The 14,363-nt window shown below is 59.5% G+C and carries 15 protein-coding genes (1 of these 15 only partly in view); 5 read left to right on the top strand and 10 right to left on the bottom strand.

Features of this window, described 5'->3' with window-relative positions:
• The first annotated feature begins 70 nt into the window (after window positions 1-70).
• From trpB to BLU01_RS12230, 3 genes are all read left to right on the top strand, one after another.
• A complete protein-coding gene (trpB, locus tag BLU01_RS12240) occupies window positions 71-1,306 on the top strand; it encodes a tryptophan synthase subunit beta (protein ID WP_092275406.1) in 1,236 nt (411 codons plus the stop codon).
• The gene (trpA, locus tag BLU01_RS12235; protein WP_092275403.1) at window positions 1,306-2,118 is read left to right on the top strand and encodes a tryptophan synthase subunit alpha; all 813 of its coding nucleotides are present in this window, start codon (window positions 1,306-1,308) and stop codon (window positions 2,116-2,118) included. Before trpB ends, trpA begins: the two co-directional genes overlap by 1 nt.
• A gap of 120 nt (window positions 2,119-2,238) precedes the next feature.
• Window positions 2,239-2,733 (top strand): anti-virulence regulator CigR family protein, encoded by a 495-nt coding sequence (locus BLU01_RS12230; RefSeq protein WP_092275400.1) that lies wholly within the window; start codon window positions 2,239-2,241, stop codon window positions 2,731-2,733.
• Between the two features lie 135 nt (window positions 2,734-2,868).
• On the opposite strand, the gene BLU01_RS12225 is transcribed toward BLU01_RS12230, so the two are convergent.
• The 10 genes from BLU01_RS12225 to BLU01_RS12180 form a co-directional block, all read right to left on the bottom strand.
• A complete protein-coding gene (locus BLU01_RS12225) occupies window positions 2,869-4,830 on the bottom strand; it encodes a DUF7844 domain-containing protein (protein WP_092275397.1) in 1,962 nt (653 codons plus the stop codon).
• Window positions 4,827-5,147: a DUF2388 domain-containing protein gene (locus BLU01_RS12220; RefSeq protein ID WP_092275394.1), complete on the bottom strand. Its 321-nt coding sequence runs from the start codon at window positions 5,145-5,147 to the stop codon at window positions 4,827-4,829. The genes BLU01_RS12225 and BLU01_RS12220 overlap by 4 nt, the downstream gene beginning before the upstream one ends.
• 27 nt (window positions 5,148-5,174) lie before the next feature.
• Window positions 5,175-5,492 carry a DUF2388 domain-containing protein gene (locus tag BLU01_RS12215; RefSeq protein ID WP_092275391.1) on the bottom strand — a complete coding sequence of 106 codons (318 nt, stop codon included), beginning with the start codon at window positions 5,490-5,492 and terminating at the stop codon, window positions 5,175-5,177.
• Window positions 5,493-5,598: 106 nt separating this feature from the next.
• Window positions 5,599-5,916, bottom strand: a complete 318-nt coding sequence (locus tag BLU01_RS12210; protein WP_092275388.1) for a DUF2388 domain-containing protein — start codon at window positions 5,914-5,916, stop codon at window positions 5,599-5,601.
• A 335-nt stretch (window positions 5,917-6,251) separates the two neighbouring features.
• On the bottom strand, window positions 6,252-6,467 hold the full coding sequence (locus BLU01_RS12205) for a DUF1127 domain-containing protein (protein WP_092275385.1): 216 nt from the start codon (window positions 6,465-6,467) through the stop codon (window positions 6,252-6,254).
• Between the two features lie 319 nt (window positions 6,468-6,786).
• Window positions 6,787-8,280 (bottom strand): acetyl-CoA hydrolase/transferase family protein, encoded by a 1,494-nt coding sequence (locus BLU01_RS12200; protein ID WP_092275382.1) that lies wholly within the window; start codon window positions 8,278-8,280, stop codon window positions 6,787-6,789.
• A 191-nt stretch (window positions 8,281-8,471) separates the two neighbouring features.
• Window positions 8,472-9,908 (bottom strand): NAD(P)(+) transhydrogenase (Re/Si-specific) subunit beta, encoded by a 1,437-nt coding sequence (locus BLU01_RS12195; protein ID WP_092275379.1) that lies wholly within the window; start codon window positions 9,906-9,908, stop codon window positions 8,472-8,474.
• Window positions 9,908-10,231, bottom strand: coding sequence for an NAD(P) transhydrogenase subunit alpha (locus BLU01_RS12190; protein ID WP_007947884.1), 324 nt, complete (start codon window positions 10,229-10,231; stop codon window positions 9,908-9,910). Before BLU01_RS12190 ends, BLU01_RS12195 begins: the two co-directional genes overlap by 1 nt.
• 15 nt (window positions 10,232-10,246) lie before the next feature.
• Window positions 10,247-11,368, bottom strand: a complete 1,122-nt coding sequence (locus BLU01_RS12185; RefSeq protein ID WP_092275375.1) for a Re/Si-specific NAD(P)(+) transhydrogenase subunit alpha — start codon at window positions 11,366-11,368, stop codon at window positions 10,247-10,249.
• A gap of 435 nt (window positions 11,369-11,803) precedes the next feature.
• Entirely contained in the window at window positions 11,804-12,703 is a 900-nt protein-coding gene (locus tag BLU01_RS12180) for a LysR family transcriptional regulator (protein WP_092275372.1), read from the bottom strand.
• A gap of 157 nt (window positions 12,704-12,860) precedes the next feature.
• On the opposite strand from BLU01_RS12180, the gene BLU01_RS12175 reads away from it, so the two are divergent.
• A complete protein-coding gene (locus BLU01_RS12175) occupies window positions 12,861-14,042 on the top strand; it encodes an acyl-CoA dehydrogenase (protein ID WP_092275370.1) in 1,182 nt (393 codons plus the stop codon).
• 13 nt (window positions 14,043-14,055) lie between these two features.
• A protein-coding gene (locus tag BLU01_RS12170) for a CaiB/BaiF CoA transferase family protein (protein WP_092275367.1) crosses the window boundary here: on the top strand, window positions 14,056-14,363 show its 5' portion. Its footprint extends 913 nt past the window's final position; the window shows 308 of its 1,221 coding nt (coding positions 1-308); its start codon is at window positions 14,056-14,058; its stop codon lies off the right edge, out of view.

Genomic DNA, 14,363 nt, shown 5'->3' with positions numbered 1-14,363 from the left:
TTTCAGTCCAGGACGTCAGGGGTAGAGTGGGCGTCATTGTCATTTCACGAATTCCTTTGGAGCAGCGCTCATGACCCAGACTAATCTGCGCAACGGCCCCGACGCCAACGGCCTGTTTGGCGCGTTCGGCGGCCGTTATGTCGCCGAAACCCTGATGCCGTTGATCCTCGAATTGGCCCGTGAGTATGAGCTGGCTCAGGAAGATCCTGCCTTCAAAGAGGAATTGGCCTACTTCCAGCGCGACTACGTCGGCCGTCCAAGCCCGCTGTATTACGCGGAACGCCTGACTGAATTCTGCGGTGGCGCGAAAATCTACCTCAAGCGCGAAGAGCTGAACCACACCGGCGCGCACAAGATCAACAACTGCATCGGCCAGATCCTGCTGGCGCGGCGCATGGGCAAAAAACGCATCATCGCCGAAACCGGCGCCGGCATGCACGGCGTGGCAACCGCCACCGTGGCCGCGCGTTTTGGTCTCGATTGCGTCATCTATATGGGCACCACTGACATCGAACGTCAGCAGGCCAACGTCTTTCGCATGAAGCTGCTGGGCGCCGAAGTGATTCCGGTGGTTGCCGGCACCGGCACGTTGAAAGACGCGATGAACGAAGCCCTGCGTGACTGGGTGACCAACGTCGACAGCACGTTCTACCTGATCGGCACCGTTGCTGGCCCGCATCCTTATCCGGCAATGGTGCGTGATTTCCAAGCGGTGATCGGCAAGGAAACCCGCGACCAGTTGCAAGCTCAGGAAGGTCGTCTGCCGGACAGCCTGGTGGCGTGCATTGGCGGTGGCTCGAATGCCATGGGCCTGTTTCACCCGTTCCTGGATGACACCAGCGTCGAGATCATCGGCGTTGAAGCGTCCGGCCACGGCATCGAAACCGGCAAGCACGCGGCGAGCCTCAACGGCGGCGTGCCGGGTGTGTTGCACGGCAACCGGACGTTCCTGTTGCAGGACGACGATGGCCAGATCATCGACGCGCACTCGATTTCCGCCGGCCTCGACTATCCGGGCATCGGCCCTGAACACGCGTGGTTGCATGACATCGGCCGCGTCCAGTACACCTCGGTGACCGACGACGAAGCCCTCGATGCGTTTCACAAATGCTGCCGTCTGGAAGGGATTATTCCGGCACTGGAAAGTGCGCATGCCCTGGCCGAAGTATTCAAACGCGCACCGAACCTGCCAAGCGATCACCTGATGGTGGTCAACCTGTCCGGCCGTGGCGACAAAGACATGCAAACCGTGATGCACCACATGGAGCAGTCACAAAAAGCGCAATCCCAGCAGGAGAAACACTGATGAGCCGCCTGCAAACGCGTTTTGCCGAACTCAAGGAACAAAACCGCGCGGCCCTGGTGACCTTCGTCACTGCCGGCGACCCGAGCTATGACACTTCGCTGGCGATCCTCAAAGGCTTGCCCGCTGCTGGTGCCGATGTGATCGAGTTGGGCATGCCCTTCACCGATCCGATGGCCGATGGCCCGGCGATCCAGTTGGCGAACATTCGCGCACTGGCCGCCAAGCAGAACCTGGCGAAAACCCTGCAAATGGTTCGCGAATTCCGCGAGGGCAACAGCGATACGCCGCTGGTGCTGATGGGTTATTTCAACCCGATTCATATGTATGGCGTCGAGCGCTTCATCGGCGATGCCAAAGAGGCCGGGGTTGACGGTCTGATCGTGGTCGATCTGCCGCCGGAGCATAACGGCGAGCTGTGTGACCCAGCGCAGGCTGCCGGGCTGGATTTCATCCGCCTGACCACGCCGACTACAGACGATGTGCGTCTGCCGACGGTTTTGAATGGCAGCTCGGGTTTCGTCTATTACGTTTCGGTGGCCGGCGTGACCGGCGCTGGCGCAGCGACGCTGGAGCATGTCGAAGAAGCGGTTGCGCGTCTGCGTCGCCACACCGATCTGCCGATCAGCATTGGTTTCGGCATTCGTACGCCGGAGCAGGCTGCGGCGATTGCGCGTCTGGCCGACGGTGTGGTGGTGGGTTCGGCATTGATCGATCACATCGCCAATGCGTCGACGCCGGATCAGGCGATCGACGGTGTCCTGAGCCTTTGCGCAGCGCTGGCCGATGGCGTGCGTAAGGCCCGCGTCAGCTGAAGGTAAAGTTCCTGATACAGAGGAATTAGCGCCTCGCGACACAGACTAATCAGCAAGATCGAGGGATTCAGGACACCGTTCTGAATCCCTTTTTGCTGTAAGTGCAGTGAGGAAATCCCGATGAAAATGCCGAAACGTCTGATTGCCAGCCTGGGCGTACTGATGCTGAGTGCGACCCCGTTGCTGCACGCCAGCGCCGATCAGCGCGACGATCACGACCGCGGCGGTCCGCAGCAGGGCCAGCACGATAATCGCGGTGGCCAGCCTGGTAATCAGCCGGGTAACCCGCCCGGGAATAATCGTGGTGACGATCATCGTGGCCAGCCGGACAATCGTCGCGGTGGCCCGCCGCCACGGGACTTTGGCCCGGTGCGCCAGAGCATTCATGACAATCACGGTTATTTCGTGCGCGGTGCGCCGCCACCGCCGGGTATTCACCTGGAACGCGGCCGGCCGCTGCCGCATGGCTATTACGGCGAGCGCCTGGACAACCGCGCGTTGTCGCGGCTGCCGTATTACCAAGGTTACGAATGGCGCCGCGCCGGGACCGACATTGTGTTGATCGCGGTGGGAACGGGGATTGTTTATGAAATTCTGGACGGTGTGCTGAACTGATTTACCGACCCCGTAGGAGCGAGGCTTGCCCGCGAAGAACGATGACGGGGTGTACCCGATACACCGCAGTGTGGCCTTCGCGAGCAAGCTTTGCTCCTACACGATCAAGGGCGAAATGCTGTGGCAGATTTCGCTTTAAGGTAGCTCCAACCCGCCCGCCGCTTTATGCAATGCCCGCAAATGTTCGCCAACCTGTTTCAGGTTGGCCTCATTGGCGGCAATCTCCGCCGCACGGCTTGGTTCGAGCAACGCGCGCACTTCCTTGTCCAGATCCCCGGTCAGCGATTGCAACTGTTTCTGGCGCAGGCTGCTTTCCGCTTCCAGCCGCGCCGATTCGCTCGGTTGCGGCAATCCATAACCACCGGAACCGAGCAATTCGGCCGGGCGACTGAGGAAGCCGCTGTTGGCGAGGATCTGCTGCAATGTTGCGTTGGCCTTGTCCATGCCGCCGTTCTGCAGCTCGCGGGCGCCGAGATAACGTTGTTTCACTTCGTCCTGCGCCAATTGCAATTGCCGACGGAAACTCGCCTGTTCCAGCAGCAGCAACGCCGCGCTGGTGCGCAAATCCGCCTGAGCGATCCACTGTCGACGCTCCTCGGCGGATAACGACAACCAGTCTTCGACCGTGGCTTGCTTGATCGGCAGATTCTTCTTCAGCACTGCAAACATCGCTTGATAGCGATCGCGGAACGAGTCAAAACGATATCCCAGGCGCAGCGCTTCACGCGGGTCGTCGAGGACGCTGGTGTCAGCCAATCCGCGACCCTTGAGCACTTCCAGCAAGCCGTTGGGCATGATGCTGTCGAGCCCGGTGAGTTGCGCGTTGTTGCTGCCGCTGCGGAGCAATTTCAGGCTTTCCACCGCGCAGTTGTTGGAGAGGAAGAAGTAGTTGCCGTCGTAGCTCCAGTGCATCTCGGCGGCGTGTTCCACGACTTCCTCGATTTCCTTGCGCGACAGCGTCAGCGGCACCGAAGCGAGGCTGCGCAATTCGGTTTTGGTGTATTCGTCGATCACTTGCGCGAGCGGCAAGACAAACAACCGCGAAGGGTATTTGCCGACCAGACCGTCCCAACTCGACAACTGCACGTCACCGACGAAGGCGCGGTAGGACAGCACCAGATGCTGATCCAGGTCCAGCCGGCAATCCGGCCCACGTGGCCGGCCCGGCGCGCAAATCACCAGGCGCAACATGCTGTGGCCCCAACGGCTGACCCAGTTCTGGTTGGCCTCGGCGAGCAAATAATCGACGGCGTAAACGCGCTCGGGGTCGACGTGGCCGAGTGGCGTTTTGGCGAAATCGTTGCCGGCATTGAGGAACGCGAAGGATTTGTCGCAGGTGTCCTTGGCGGCGGGTGCCCAGCCGAAATGTTCTTTGTAATAGCGATACAGCGCGGGACGACGGCAGGCGTAGCTCGGGTCGAGGAGGAAATACTCCATGTTGACCGCTACGAACTCCTTGGGATTGCTCGTTTCGTAGATGTCCGGGCTGCGGACGACCTGCCGGTTGTGCTGCTCACGTTCGCCACGGCGGCCGACGTATTGCGGCCAACCGGCGAGGTCGAGCAGGCGCGGGTCATCGCTGAGGGTGAAGCGGCGTTCGGTCTGCCCGCGGCATTGGTCGGGAATGCCGATCAGCCCGGAGCTGTTGTTGCGCTGGATGCAACGCTGGATCAGCGTGCGCTCGGCGTCTGGCCACAGGCGCGCGCGGTCGTAAATGTGGGTGAGTTCATGCACCACCGTGGCGAGCATTTCGCGGCGCACGGTGCCGTGTGGGCGGTAAGTCTTTTTGCTCGCGGCACTGCCATCGGTGAGGCTGTCGAGCAGATTGCGATTCAGATCCAGTTCGGACACCAGCGACGCTTGGCCGTAGGCGTTGGCGGGCATGTCGTCGGTCCAGCCGACATCGATGCGCCGGTCCAGTTGCTCAATGAAACGCGGCGGCAATGCCTGCATGGCTTCATCGAGCAGCGCCTGGCTGGCCTGCTGTTGCGCGGGACTCAGACCGTCGGTCTTGAGGCGTAATTGCAGGCTGGCCTGGGCGGTGTTGCCAAGCAGCAACACCACCCCGGCCAGGAGCCAGGCGCTTAGCCGCCTCACAATGCGAGGATGGCTTCGGCGAGAACCTGATCGCTGGCGTCACGCGCTTCCGGCACGCGGGTGCGCAAGGTGTCGAACGCGGCTTGCAGGTGCGCGCCACGAATATCGCCGTCGCTGGCGATGAAACTGGCGGCATCGTCATGCGCTTCGCGAACGATTTTCGAATCGCGAATCGACGTGGTGGTATCGGAAGTGAAATCGATGGTGCGCTGGGAGGCACGAACGATGATGTTACTGGTGGCTACCAGGGTGTGCGCCTGGGCCACGTCGGCCAACAACAGCAGGCCAAGGGTGGCAGCAATCAGCGGGCTACGCATGGAACGACTCCGGAGGAACAAAGATAACTATTGGACGAGAATTGCCTGCGCCAGTTCAAGGTCGCTGGCATGAAGTTTTGGCTGGGCTCGACGCAGATAATCCAGCGCGGATTCCAGCTGTGCTCCTCGCAGTTGGCCGTCACTGGCAATGAATGCCGCAGCATCATCCTGAGCGGCGACCAGCAGTTTATGGTCGAAGGGCGCGGAGGTCACCATGCTGGTGGCATAACCGCTGACCACAACACCTTGGGTGGACAGATTAAAAGCATCAAAGGCGTCCGCCGAACCCGTCCAGCAGGCCAGCGCAACACCGGGAATGAGTAAACAATTTGAAAGAAAACGCATGAGACTCGTTAGCTGAAAGCGAGTCCCAAGGCTAGCGCAATGCCCGGACTAGAGCCAGCGTTGCAACATCGGGACACGACTTGCGTGCCCCGTCTGCAAACACAGGTCAGATGGCCAGGATGGCCTGAGCCAACTGGGCGTCGCTGGCATTCAACTGAGGCGCCTGATGGCGGATTTCGTCGAACGCGCTTTCCAGTTTCACGCCACGAATGTCGCCGTTGCTCGCGACAAAACTGGCGGCGTCGTCACGCGCGGCGCGCACGATTTTGTTGTCGCGCAGTGAGGAAGAAAGGTTGGAGGTAGCGTCGGAGCTGGATTTGAGTGCACCGACAACGGCATCGGTGGTCACGATGAAACTCGAAGCGTGCGCACTGGCGGCAACGGCGAACAAGGCTGCAGCGCTCAACAGACGAAGACGGGACATGGGGGTAACTCCTGTGGATGAAACCGATTGAGAGGTGACGCAGCGTCTGAACAGTCAGACGCCAGTGATGCCGCGTTCGCCACGTTCTGACGGGATATTAGGCTGGGGAGTATGGATTCGAACAGCGTGGCGAGACGAAATGGTTATGTGTGAGGCTTCACCGATGCAGTCTGTCGAAGTGTACCGGTCACTATCAGAATTATTGAAACTGTACTGACTGCGCTTTTTAAAGCCCTGAAACGACAAAACCCGTCGTGGTTTCCCACGACGGGTATTGTTTGTTCAATTCGGGTTGCTGGCGGTGGACCCTTCAGGTCAGAGCCAGCGACGCTAACTTAGCGCCAGAACGGCTTGCTCAGCTCTTCGTAGCGTTGTGCTTCGCTAATCCCGGCATCAGCCAGCAGACGCGAATCCAGGCGAGCCAATTGATGGCGGCTGGTAATGCGGCGCTGCCACAACATCAGGTTGGCGAAAACGCGAAGAGGCATGGAAGCCTGGGTTTTTGCAGCGGTATCTTCGAAGAACAGTTCGGAACTGAGTGTACGTTCCATGGTTGACATCCTTCCGCTTGTGGCGGGATTAGGTAGTGGTTTAACTGATGCCAATGATCCTCTCGTTTCGCCAGTCTCCCTAGATACAGTTCACTTGTATTGTGAGAGACCAGTTAACTGTTTATAGGGGGTGTACTGGTCGAAATTGAGGCAACTGTACCTGTAAGCACTGTTAAGGTGCATTTTTGCCTGGAGCGGTAGGAAGTGTAGGTAAATTCCTAAGGAAATGACCGGTACAGCAGTACAGTTTTTGTCAGGATGGCGAGTGACAAGAACCCGCTGACGCAACTGTGTGTGCGTCAGCTGTTCTTGAGCTGTATCAGACCACCAGCATCCGCCCGGTTTCTTCCAGGTTGATGTGCCAGCGCAGGGCATCGCGCAAGATGTGCGGCGTGTGCCCGCCGATGGCGCAAGCAGCTGTGAAGTAGTCGTCCAGCGCCTGGCGATAGTCCGGGTGCACACAGTTGTCGATCACCGCCCGCGCCCGTTCGCGCGGCGCCAAGCCTCGCAAGTCAGCCAAACCGATCTCGGTGACGAGGATGTCGACGTCATGCTCGGTGTGGTCAACGTGGCTGACCATCGGCACCACGCTGGAAATCGCGCCGCCCTTGGCAATCGACTTGGTCACAAAGATCGCCAAGTGCGCATTGCGCGCGAAATCGCCCGAGCCGCCGATGCCGTTCATCATCCGTGTGCCGCAGACGTGGGTGGAATTGACGTTGCCGTACAGGTCGAATTCCAGCGCGGTGTTAATCCCGATAATGCCCAGGCGCCGAACCACTTCCGGGTGATTGGAGATTTCCTGCGGGCGCAGCACCAGTTTGTCTTTGTAATGTTCGAGGTTGCCGAACACATCGGCATTGCGCCGCGCCGACAGGGTGATCGAGCTGCCCGAGGCGAAACTCAGCTTGCCGGCGTCGATCAGGTCGAATGTCGAGTCCTGCAACACTTCGGAATACATGGTCAGGTCTTCGAACGGCGAATCGATCAAGCCGCACATCACCGAGTTGGCGATGGTGCCGATCCCGGCCTGCAGCGGCCCGAGCTTGTTGGTCATTCGCCCCGCAGCGACTTCTTCTTTAAAGAAGTCGATCAGGTGATCGGCGATCGCCTGAGTATCGACGTCCGGTGGCAGCACGGTGGACGGCGAGTCGGATTGATTGGTGATGACGATCGCCACGATCTTCTCCGGCGGAATCGGAATCGCGGTACTGCCAATCCGATCATCGACTTTCACCAAAGGAATCGGCGTGCGGGTCGGGCGGTAGGTCGGGATATAGATGTCGTGCAAACCCTCGAGATTCGGGTTGTGCGCCATGTTGATCTCGACGATGACGTGCTTGGCGAAGATCGCGAAACTCGCCGAGTTGCCCACCGAGGTGGTCGGCACAATATGGCCCTGCTCGGTGATCGCCACGGCTTCAATCACCGCGATATCCGGCCGCGTCAGTTGCTGGTTGCGCAGCATCTCGACGGTTTCCGACAGGTGCTGGTCGATGAACATGACTTCGCCGGCATTGATCGCCTTGCGCAACGTGCTGTCGACCTGGAACGGCATGCGCCGCGACAGGACGCCGGCCTCGGTCAGTTGTTTGTCGAGGTCGTTGCCCAGGCTCGCGCCGGTCATCAGGGTGATTTTCAACGGAGTGATCTTGGCGCGTTCGGCCAATGCGTGGGGCACGGCTTTGGCTTCGCCGGCGCGGGTAAAGCCGCTCATGCCGACGGTCATGCCGTCCTCGATCAGAGCGGCAGCGTCGGCGGCGCTCATCACCTTATCCAACAACGAAGGCAAGCGAATACGGTCACGGTACATGGATTGTTATCTCGGGCAACGAAAGCAAGGTACGCAGTCTAGTGATTTGAAGAAAATCCGTCCCGCTACCATGGTCGAATGCCAAGCCCTGATTTAGAGCCTTTGGTCGGGTTCGCGGGGGAATTGGGCAGCAATAAAAAAACCCCAGCCTACTGAAGGCTGAGGTTTTTGGTGTTGCGCTGAGGCAGGTTTTACTCGACGGCTTTGACCATGTCTTCAATGACTTTCTTCGCGTCGCCGAAGACCATCATGGTTTTGTCGAGGTAGAACAGTTCGTTGTCCAGGCCGGCATAACCGCTGGCCATCGAACGCTTGTTGACGATGATCGTCTTGGCTTTGAACGCTTCCAGAATCGGCATGCCGGCAATCGGCGATTTCGGATCGTTCTTCGCCGCCGGGTTGACCACGTCGTTGGCGCCCAACACCAGCACCACGTCGGCCTGGCCGAACTCGGAGTTGATGTCTTCCATCTCGAACACCTGGTCGTAAGGCACTTCGGCCTCGGCCAGCAAGACGTTCATGTGGCCGGGCATCCGACCGGCCACCGGGTGGATCGCGTACTTCACGGTCACGCCGCGGTGGGTCAGCTTCTCGGTCAGCTCTTTCAACGCGTGCTGCGCGCGTGCCACCGCCAGGCCATAGCCCGGAACGATGATCACGGTGTCGGCGTTGGTCAGCAGGAAGGTTGCGTCATCAGCCGAACCGGATTTCACCGGCCGCGCTTCTTTCGAACCCGCCGGGCCAGCCGCGTCTGCGGTGTTGCCGAAACCACCGAGCAGCACGTTGAAGAACGAACGGTTCATCGCCTTGCACATGATGTAGGAGAGGATCGCGCCGGACGAACCGACCAGCGAACCGGCGATGATCAGCATCGAGTTGTTCAGCGAGAAGCCGATACCCGCCGCCGCCCAGCCGGAATAGCTATTAAGCATCGACACCACAACCGGCATGTCCGCGCCGCCAATCGGGATGATGATCAGCACGCCAAGCACGAACGCCAGGGCCAGCATCAGCGCGAAGGCGCTGAGGTTGCCGGTAAGCATGAAGGTGATGCCAAGCGCCAATGTCGCCAGGCCCAGCACCAGGTTCAGTTTGTGCTGACCGCCGAACTGTACGGGCGCGCCCTGGAACAGACGAAACTTGTACTTGCCCGAGAGCTTGCCGAAAGCGATGACCGAACCGGAGAAGGTGATCGCACCGATGGCTGCGCCGAGGAACAGCTCCAGACGGTTGCCCGCCGGAATCGCGTCGCCCAACTGTTTGACGATGCCCAGCGATTGCGGCTCGACAACCGCAGCAATGGCGATGAACACCGCAGCCATGCCGATCATGCTGTGCATGAAAGCGACCAGTTCCGGCATCTTGGTCATTTCAACGCGTTTGGCCATGATCGAGCCGGCGGTGCCGCCGACCAGCAAACCAACGATGACATAACCGATGCCGGCCGTAGCCAGCTCCGCGCCGAGCTTATAGATGAGGCCGACGGTGGTGAGGATCGCCAGCGCCATGCCGAGCATGCCGTAGACGTTGCCGCGCCGCGAGGTAGTCGGGTGCGACAGGCCTTTGAGGGCCTGGATAAAGCAGATCGACGCGATCAAGTAGAGCGTCGTGACAAGGTTCATGCTCATTACTTGGGCGCCTCTTCTTTTACGACTTTCGGGGCTTTTTTCTTGAACATCTCAAGCATTCTGCGGGTGACCAGAAAGCCACCGAAGACGTTGACCGCCGCCAGCGCCACCGCCAGGGTGCCCATGGTTTTGCCCAGTGGCGTCACGGTCAAAGCGGCGGCCAGCATGGCGCCGACGATGACGATCGCCGAAATGGCATTGGTCACCGCCATCAGTGGCGTATGCAGCGCAGGTGTAACGTTCCAGACCACGTGATAACCGACATAAATCGCCAGCACGAAGATGATCAGGTTGTAGATACCGGGGGAGATAAGCTCTTCCATCGTCTGAATCCCTGCTTAGGCGTTTTTGCGGATGACTTGGCCGTCGCGGCACATCAGGCACGCAGCGACGATGTCGTCTTCGAGGTTTACTTCAAACTGGCCTTCCTTGTTGAAAACCAGCTTGAGGAAGTCCAGCAAGTTACGGGCGTACAGCGCCGAAGCATCTGCGGCGACTGCACCGGCGAGGTTGGTCGGGCCGCAAATGGTCACGCCATTTTCGACGACCACCTGATCGGCCACGGTCAGCGGGCAGTTGCCGCCCTGAGCCGCCGCGAGGTCGATCACCACTGAACCGGGTTTCATCTGCGCCACGGTGTCCGCGCTCAGCAGCGTCGGCGCCTTGCGGCCGGGGATCAGCGCGGTGGTGATGACGATGTCAGCCTGCTTGGCGCGTTCGTGCACGGCCAGGGCCTGACGCTGCATCCAGCTCGCCGGCATCGGCCGCGCATAACCGCCGACACCGACCGCGCATTCGCGCTCTTCATCGGTCTCGTAAGGCACGTCGACGAACTTGGCGCCGAGGGATTCGATCTGCTCCTTCACGGCCGGACGCACGTCCGACGCTTCGATCACCGCACCCAGGCGTTTCGCTGTAGCGATCGCCTGCAAACCGGCAACACCGGCGCCGAGAATCAGCACGCGCGCCGCTTTCACGGTGCCCGCAGCAGTCATCAGCATCGGCATGAAGCGCGGATAGTGGTGCGCGGCGAGCAACACGGCTTTGTAACCGGCGATGTTCGCTTGCGACGACAGCACATCCAGACTTTGTGCGCGGGAGGTGCGCGGCGCGGCTTCCAGAGCAAACGCGGTGATTCCGCATTCAGCCAGTTTGGCGATGGTTTCATTGCTGAACGGATTGAGCATGCCCACCACAACGGTGCCGCTCTTGATCAGCGCCAGCTCGCTGTCGCTGGGGGCGACCACCTTGAGAATCAGCTCGGCACCAAACGCATCGTTGGCGCTGCCAATGGTTGCGCCTGCCGCTTCATAAGCACTGTCGACAACACTGGCTTTAACGCCGGCGCCGCTCTGCACAGTGACCTTATGACCCTGGCCGATCAGTTTCTTGATGGTTTCCGGGGTTGCAGCAACCCGTGTTTCACCCGTTTGGGTTTCGAGAGGAACACCAATGTGCACGTCAAATCTCCTGCGTGATCTTATTGAGTAAACCCAGGCACTTCGGATGGTGCGACTGGGGCGGCCGATCAGCACGATCCCGCCAAATCAGGGCGGGGCGCGGCATTTTGCAGGCGAACTTTGTGCCCATCAAGGGATTATGACGGGTGACGGAAAATTAACTACAAGTCACCCCGTGACCGAATGTCGCAACTGACCGGCGCAATCCCTTGCAGGCTGTGCCCTGTAAGGATTCTGGTCGAAATTAAAGAATTTACACATTGGCGCGGTGAATGAGCTGGCATTGCTGGCCAATAGAGGCTGAAAGCCACGTCCACAGGCGCTTGTGGGACGTTTGTACTGCTTGCAAGTACAGTCTATGAATATGCGACAAATACTTATATCTGTAGGGTTTTGATTTTACTGACTACGGGGTCAGCTAATTGGCGATAGCCTTTATCCTTCGAGGCTGTAGCCGTGTGCCTGATTTACCAGCCAGTCGCGAAAAGCCCTTAAAGAAGCGGATTCGACCTTTCGCTCGGGAATCATCAGGTAATACGCCTTGATGCTCGACAGGGCCTGCGGGTTGGCAATCACCAGGCGTTTCTCGGCCAGCTCACGCTGAATCAGGAATGGCGGAATCAGCGCGATGCCCATGTCATGCATGGCCGCTTGCGCAAGCATGGAGAATAGCTCGTAACGCGGACCTGTCATGTCGCGGGGGATGTTGAGGTTTTGCGAGTTGAACCACTGGCGCCAGGCGTAGGGCCGGGTGGTTTGTTGCAACAGTGGCAGTTCAGCGATTTCGCTGGGTGTCAGAAGAGTCTTCTTCCCCAGTAGGGCGGGGCTGCACACCGGCATCGGATTTTCGCCCATCAGCCTGTGGGATTCAGTACCCGACCAATCGGCGTCACCGAAATAAATCGCCGCGTCGAACTCAGTGTCGGCGAACAGGAAAGGCCGGGTGCGGTTGGTCAGATTGACCGTCACTTCCGGGTGTTGCTGCTGAAAATCCTTGAGCCGTGGCAGCAGCCATTGAGTGCCGAAGGTTGGCACTACCGCCAACTCGATAACGTTGGCGCCTTGCTGGCCCATGACCGACAAGGTGTCGCGCTCCACGGCATCCAGTTGCGTGGCGACGCGGCGGCTGTAGGAAAGTCCCGCTTCGGTCAGTTTTACCCCGCGCCGCGAGCGTCGGAACAGTTCGACGCTGAGGAAGTCCTCAAGGCTGGCGATCTGTCGGCAAATCGCCCCTTGGGTGAGGGAAAGTTCCTGCGCAGCCTTGGTAAAGCTCTCGTGGCGTGCGGCCGCTTCGAAGCTGATCAGCGCCGTGGTGCTGGGGATTTTCCTGCGCATGTACCTGAACCTCACTCATACATCGCATTAATGAGCTTTCGCGATGTTTCGGAGTGAGAAATTAGCACAACAGTATGCAAAATCCTCGTTTGCCGGAATGCTGAGCCGGGCCTAGGATCAGTCCACGTTATTTGACCCGATTCGAGAGGACTCACTCATGGCCGGTAAAGCTAGCTTCAACTGGATCGATCCACTGCTGCTGGATCAACAGCTCACCGAAGAAGAACGCATGATTCGCGACACCGCCGAGCAATTCGCTCAGCAGAAGCTCGCGCCGCGTGTGCTCGAAGCTTTCCGCCATGAAAAGACCGACATCGCAATTTTCCGCGAGATGGGTGATGTGGGCCTGCTGGGCGCGACCATTCCCGAGGAATACGGTGGCAGCGGCCTGAACTACGTCAGCTACGGCTTGATTGCCCGTGAAGTCGAGCGCGTCGACTCCGGTTATCGTTCGATGATGAGCGTGCAATCTTCGCTGGTCATGGTGCCCATCAACGAATTCGGCACCGAAGCGCAAAAACAGAAGTATCTGCCGAAACTGGCTTCCGGCGAGTGGATCGGTTGCTTCGGTCTGACAGAGCCGAACCACGGCTCCGACCCGGGCGCGATGATTACTCGAGCGCGCAAAGTCGACGGCGGCTACAGCCTGACCGGCAGCAAAATGTGGATCACCAACAGCCCGATCGCCGATGTGTTCGTGGTCTGGGGCAAGGACGATGCCGGCGATATCCGTGGTTTCGTGTTGGAGAAAGGCTGGAAAGGCCTGAGCGCTCCGGCGATTCACGGCAAGGTTGGTTTGCGCGCATCGATCACTGGCGAAATCGTCATGGACAACGTGTTTGTCCCTGAAGAGAACATCTTCCCGGATGTGCGCGGTCTGAAAGGCCCGTTCACGTGCCTCAATTCCGCGCGTTATGGCATCTCGTGGGGCGCACTGGGTGCTGCCGAATTCTGCTGGCACACCGCGCGCCAATACACATTGGATCGTCAACAGTTCGGTCGGCCGCTGGCGGCCACTCAACTGATCCAGAAGAAACTGGCCGACATGCAGACCGAAATCACCATGGCGCTGCAAGGCTGCCTGCGTCTCGGCCGTATGAAGGATGAGGGCACTGCGGCGGTCGAAATCACTTCGATGATGAAACGCAACTCCTGCGGCAAGTCCCTGGACATCGCGCGCATGGCTCGCGACATGCTGGGCGGTAACGGCATCTCCGATGAATTCGGCGTCGCTCGTCATCTGGTCAATCTGGAAGTGGTGAATACCTACGAAGGTACGCACGACGTGCACGCGCTGATCCTTGGTCGCGCGCAGACCGGCATCCAGGCGTTCTATTAACAGGAGAACGGCCATGGGCGCGCTTTCGCATCTACGGGTACTGGATTTATCGCGGGTGCTGGCCGGGCCATGGTCCGGGCAGATCCTCGCCGACCTCGGCGCCGAAGTAATCAAGGTCGAGCGCCCGGGCAATGGCGACGACACGCGCGCCTGGGGGCCACCTTTTCTGAAAGACGCCTATGGCGAGAACACCAGCGAGGCCGCCTATTACTTGTCGGCCAATCGCAACAAACAATCGGTAACCATCGATTTCACTCGTCCTGAAGGGCAGAAGTTGGTGCGTGAGCTGGCGGCGAAGTCAGACATTCTGATCGAGAACTT

This window comes from Pseudomonas prosekii, from assembly GCF_900105155.1.
In the GTDB taxonomy this organism is placed as follows: Bacteria; Pseudomonadota; Gammaproteobacteria; order Pseudomonadales; family Pseudomonadaceae; genus Aquipseudomonas; species Aquipseudomonas prosekii.
This window is presented reverse-complemented; position numbering and strand designations above follow the sequence as displayed.

Excerpts from the sequence above, each read along its gene's own strand:
- BLU01_RS12205 (WP_092275385.1), bottom strand. The coding sequence starts at position 6,467 with ATGGAACGTACACTCAGTTCCGAACTGTTCTTCGAAGATACCGCTGCA.
- BLU01_RS12230 (WP_092275400.1), top strand. The coding sequence starts at position 2,239 with ATGAAAATGCCGAAACGTCTGATTGCCAGCCTGGGCGTACTGATGCTG.
- trpA (WP_092275403.1), top strand. The coding sequence starts at position 1,306 with ATGAGCCGCCTGCAAACGCGTTTTGCCGAACTCAAGGAACAAAACCGC.
- BLU01_RS12180 (WP_092275372.1), bottom strand. The coding sequence starts at position 12,703 with ATGCGCAGGAAAATCCCCAGCACCACGGCGCTGATCAGCTTCGAAGCG.
- trpB (WP_092275406.1), top strand. The coding sequence starts at position 71 with ATGACCCAGACTAATCTGCGCAACGGCCCCGACGCCAACGGCCTGTTT.
- BLU01_RS12175 (WP_092275370.1), top strand. The coding sequence starts at position 12,861 with ATGGCCGGTAAAGCTAGCTTCAACTGGATCGATCCACTGCTGCTGGAT.
- BLU01_RS12210 (WP_092275388.1), bottom strand. The coding sequence starts at position 5,916 with ATGTCCCGTCTTCGTCTGTTGAGCGCTGCAGCCTTGTTCGCCGTTGCC.
- BLU01_RS12190 (WP_007947884.1), bottom strand. The coding sequence starts at position 10,231 with ATGGAAGAGCTTATCTCCCCCGGTATCTACAACCTGATCATCTTCGTG.
- BLU01_RS12200 (WP_092275382.1), bottom strand. The coding sequence starts at position 8,280 with ATGTACCGTGACCGTATTCGCTTGCCTTCGTTGTTGGATAAGGTGATG.
- BLU01_RS12220 (WP_092275394.1), bottom strand. The coding sequence starts at position 5,147 with ATGCGTAGCCCGCTGATTGCTGCCACCCTTGGCCTGCTGTTGTTGGCC.
- BLU01_RS12215 (WP_092275391.1), bottom strand. The coding sequence starts at position 5,492 with ATGCGTTTTCTTTCAAATTGTTTACTCATTCCCGGTGTTGCGCTGGCC.
- BLU01_RS12195 (WP_092275379.1), bottom strand. The coding sequence starts at position 9,908 with ATGAGCATGAACCTTGTCACGACGCTCTACTTGATCGCGTCGATCTGC.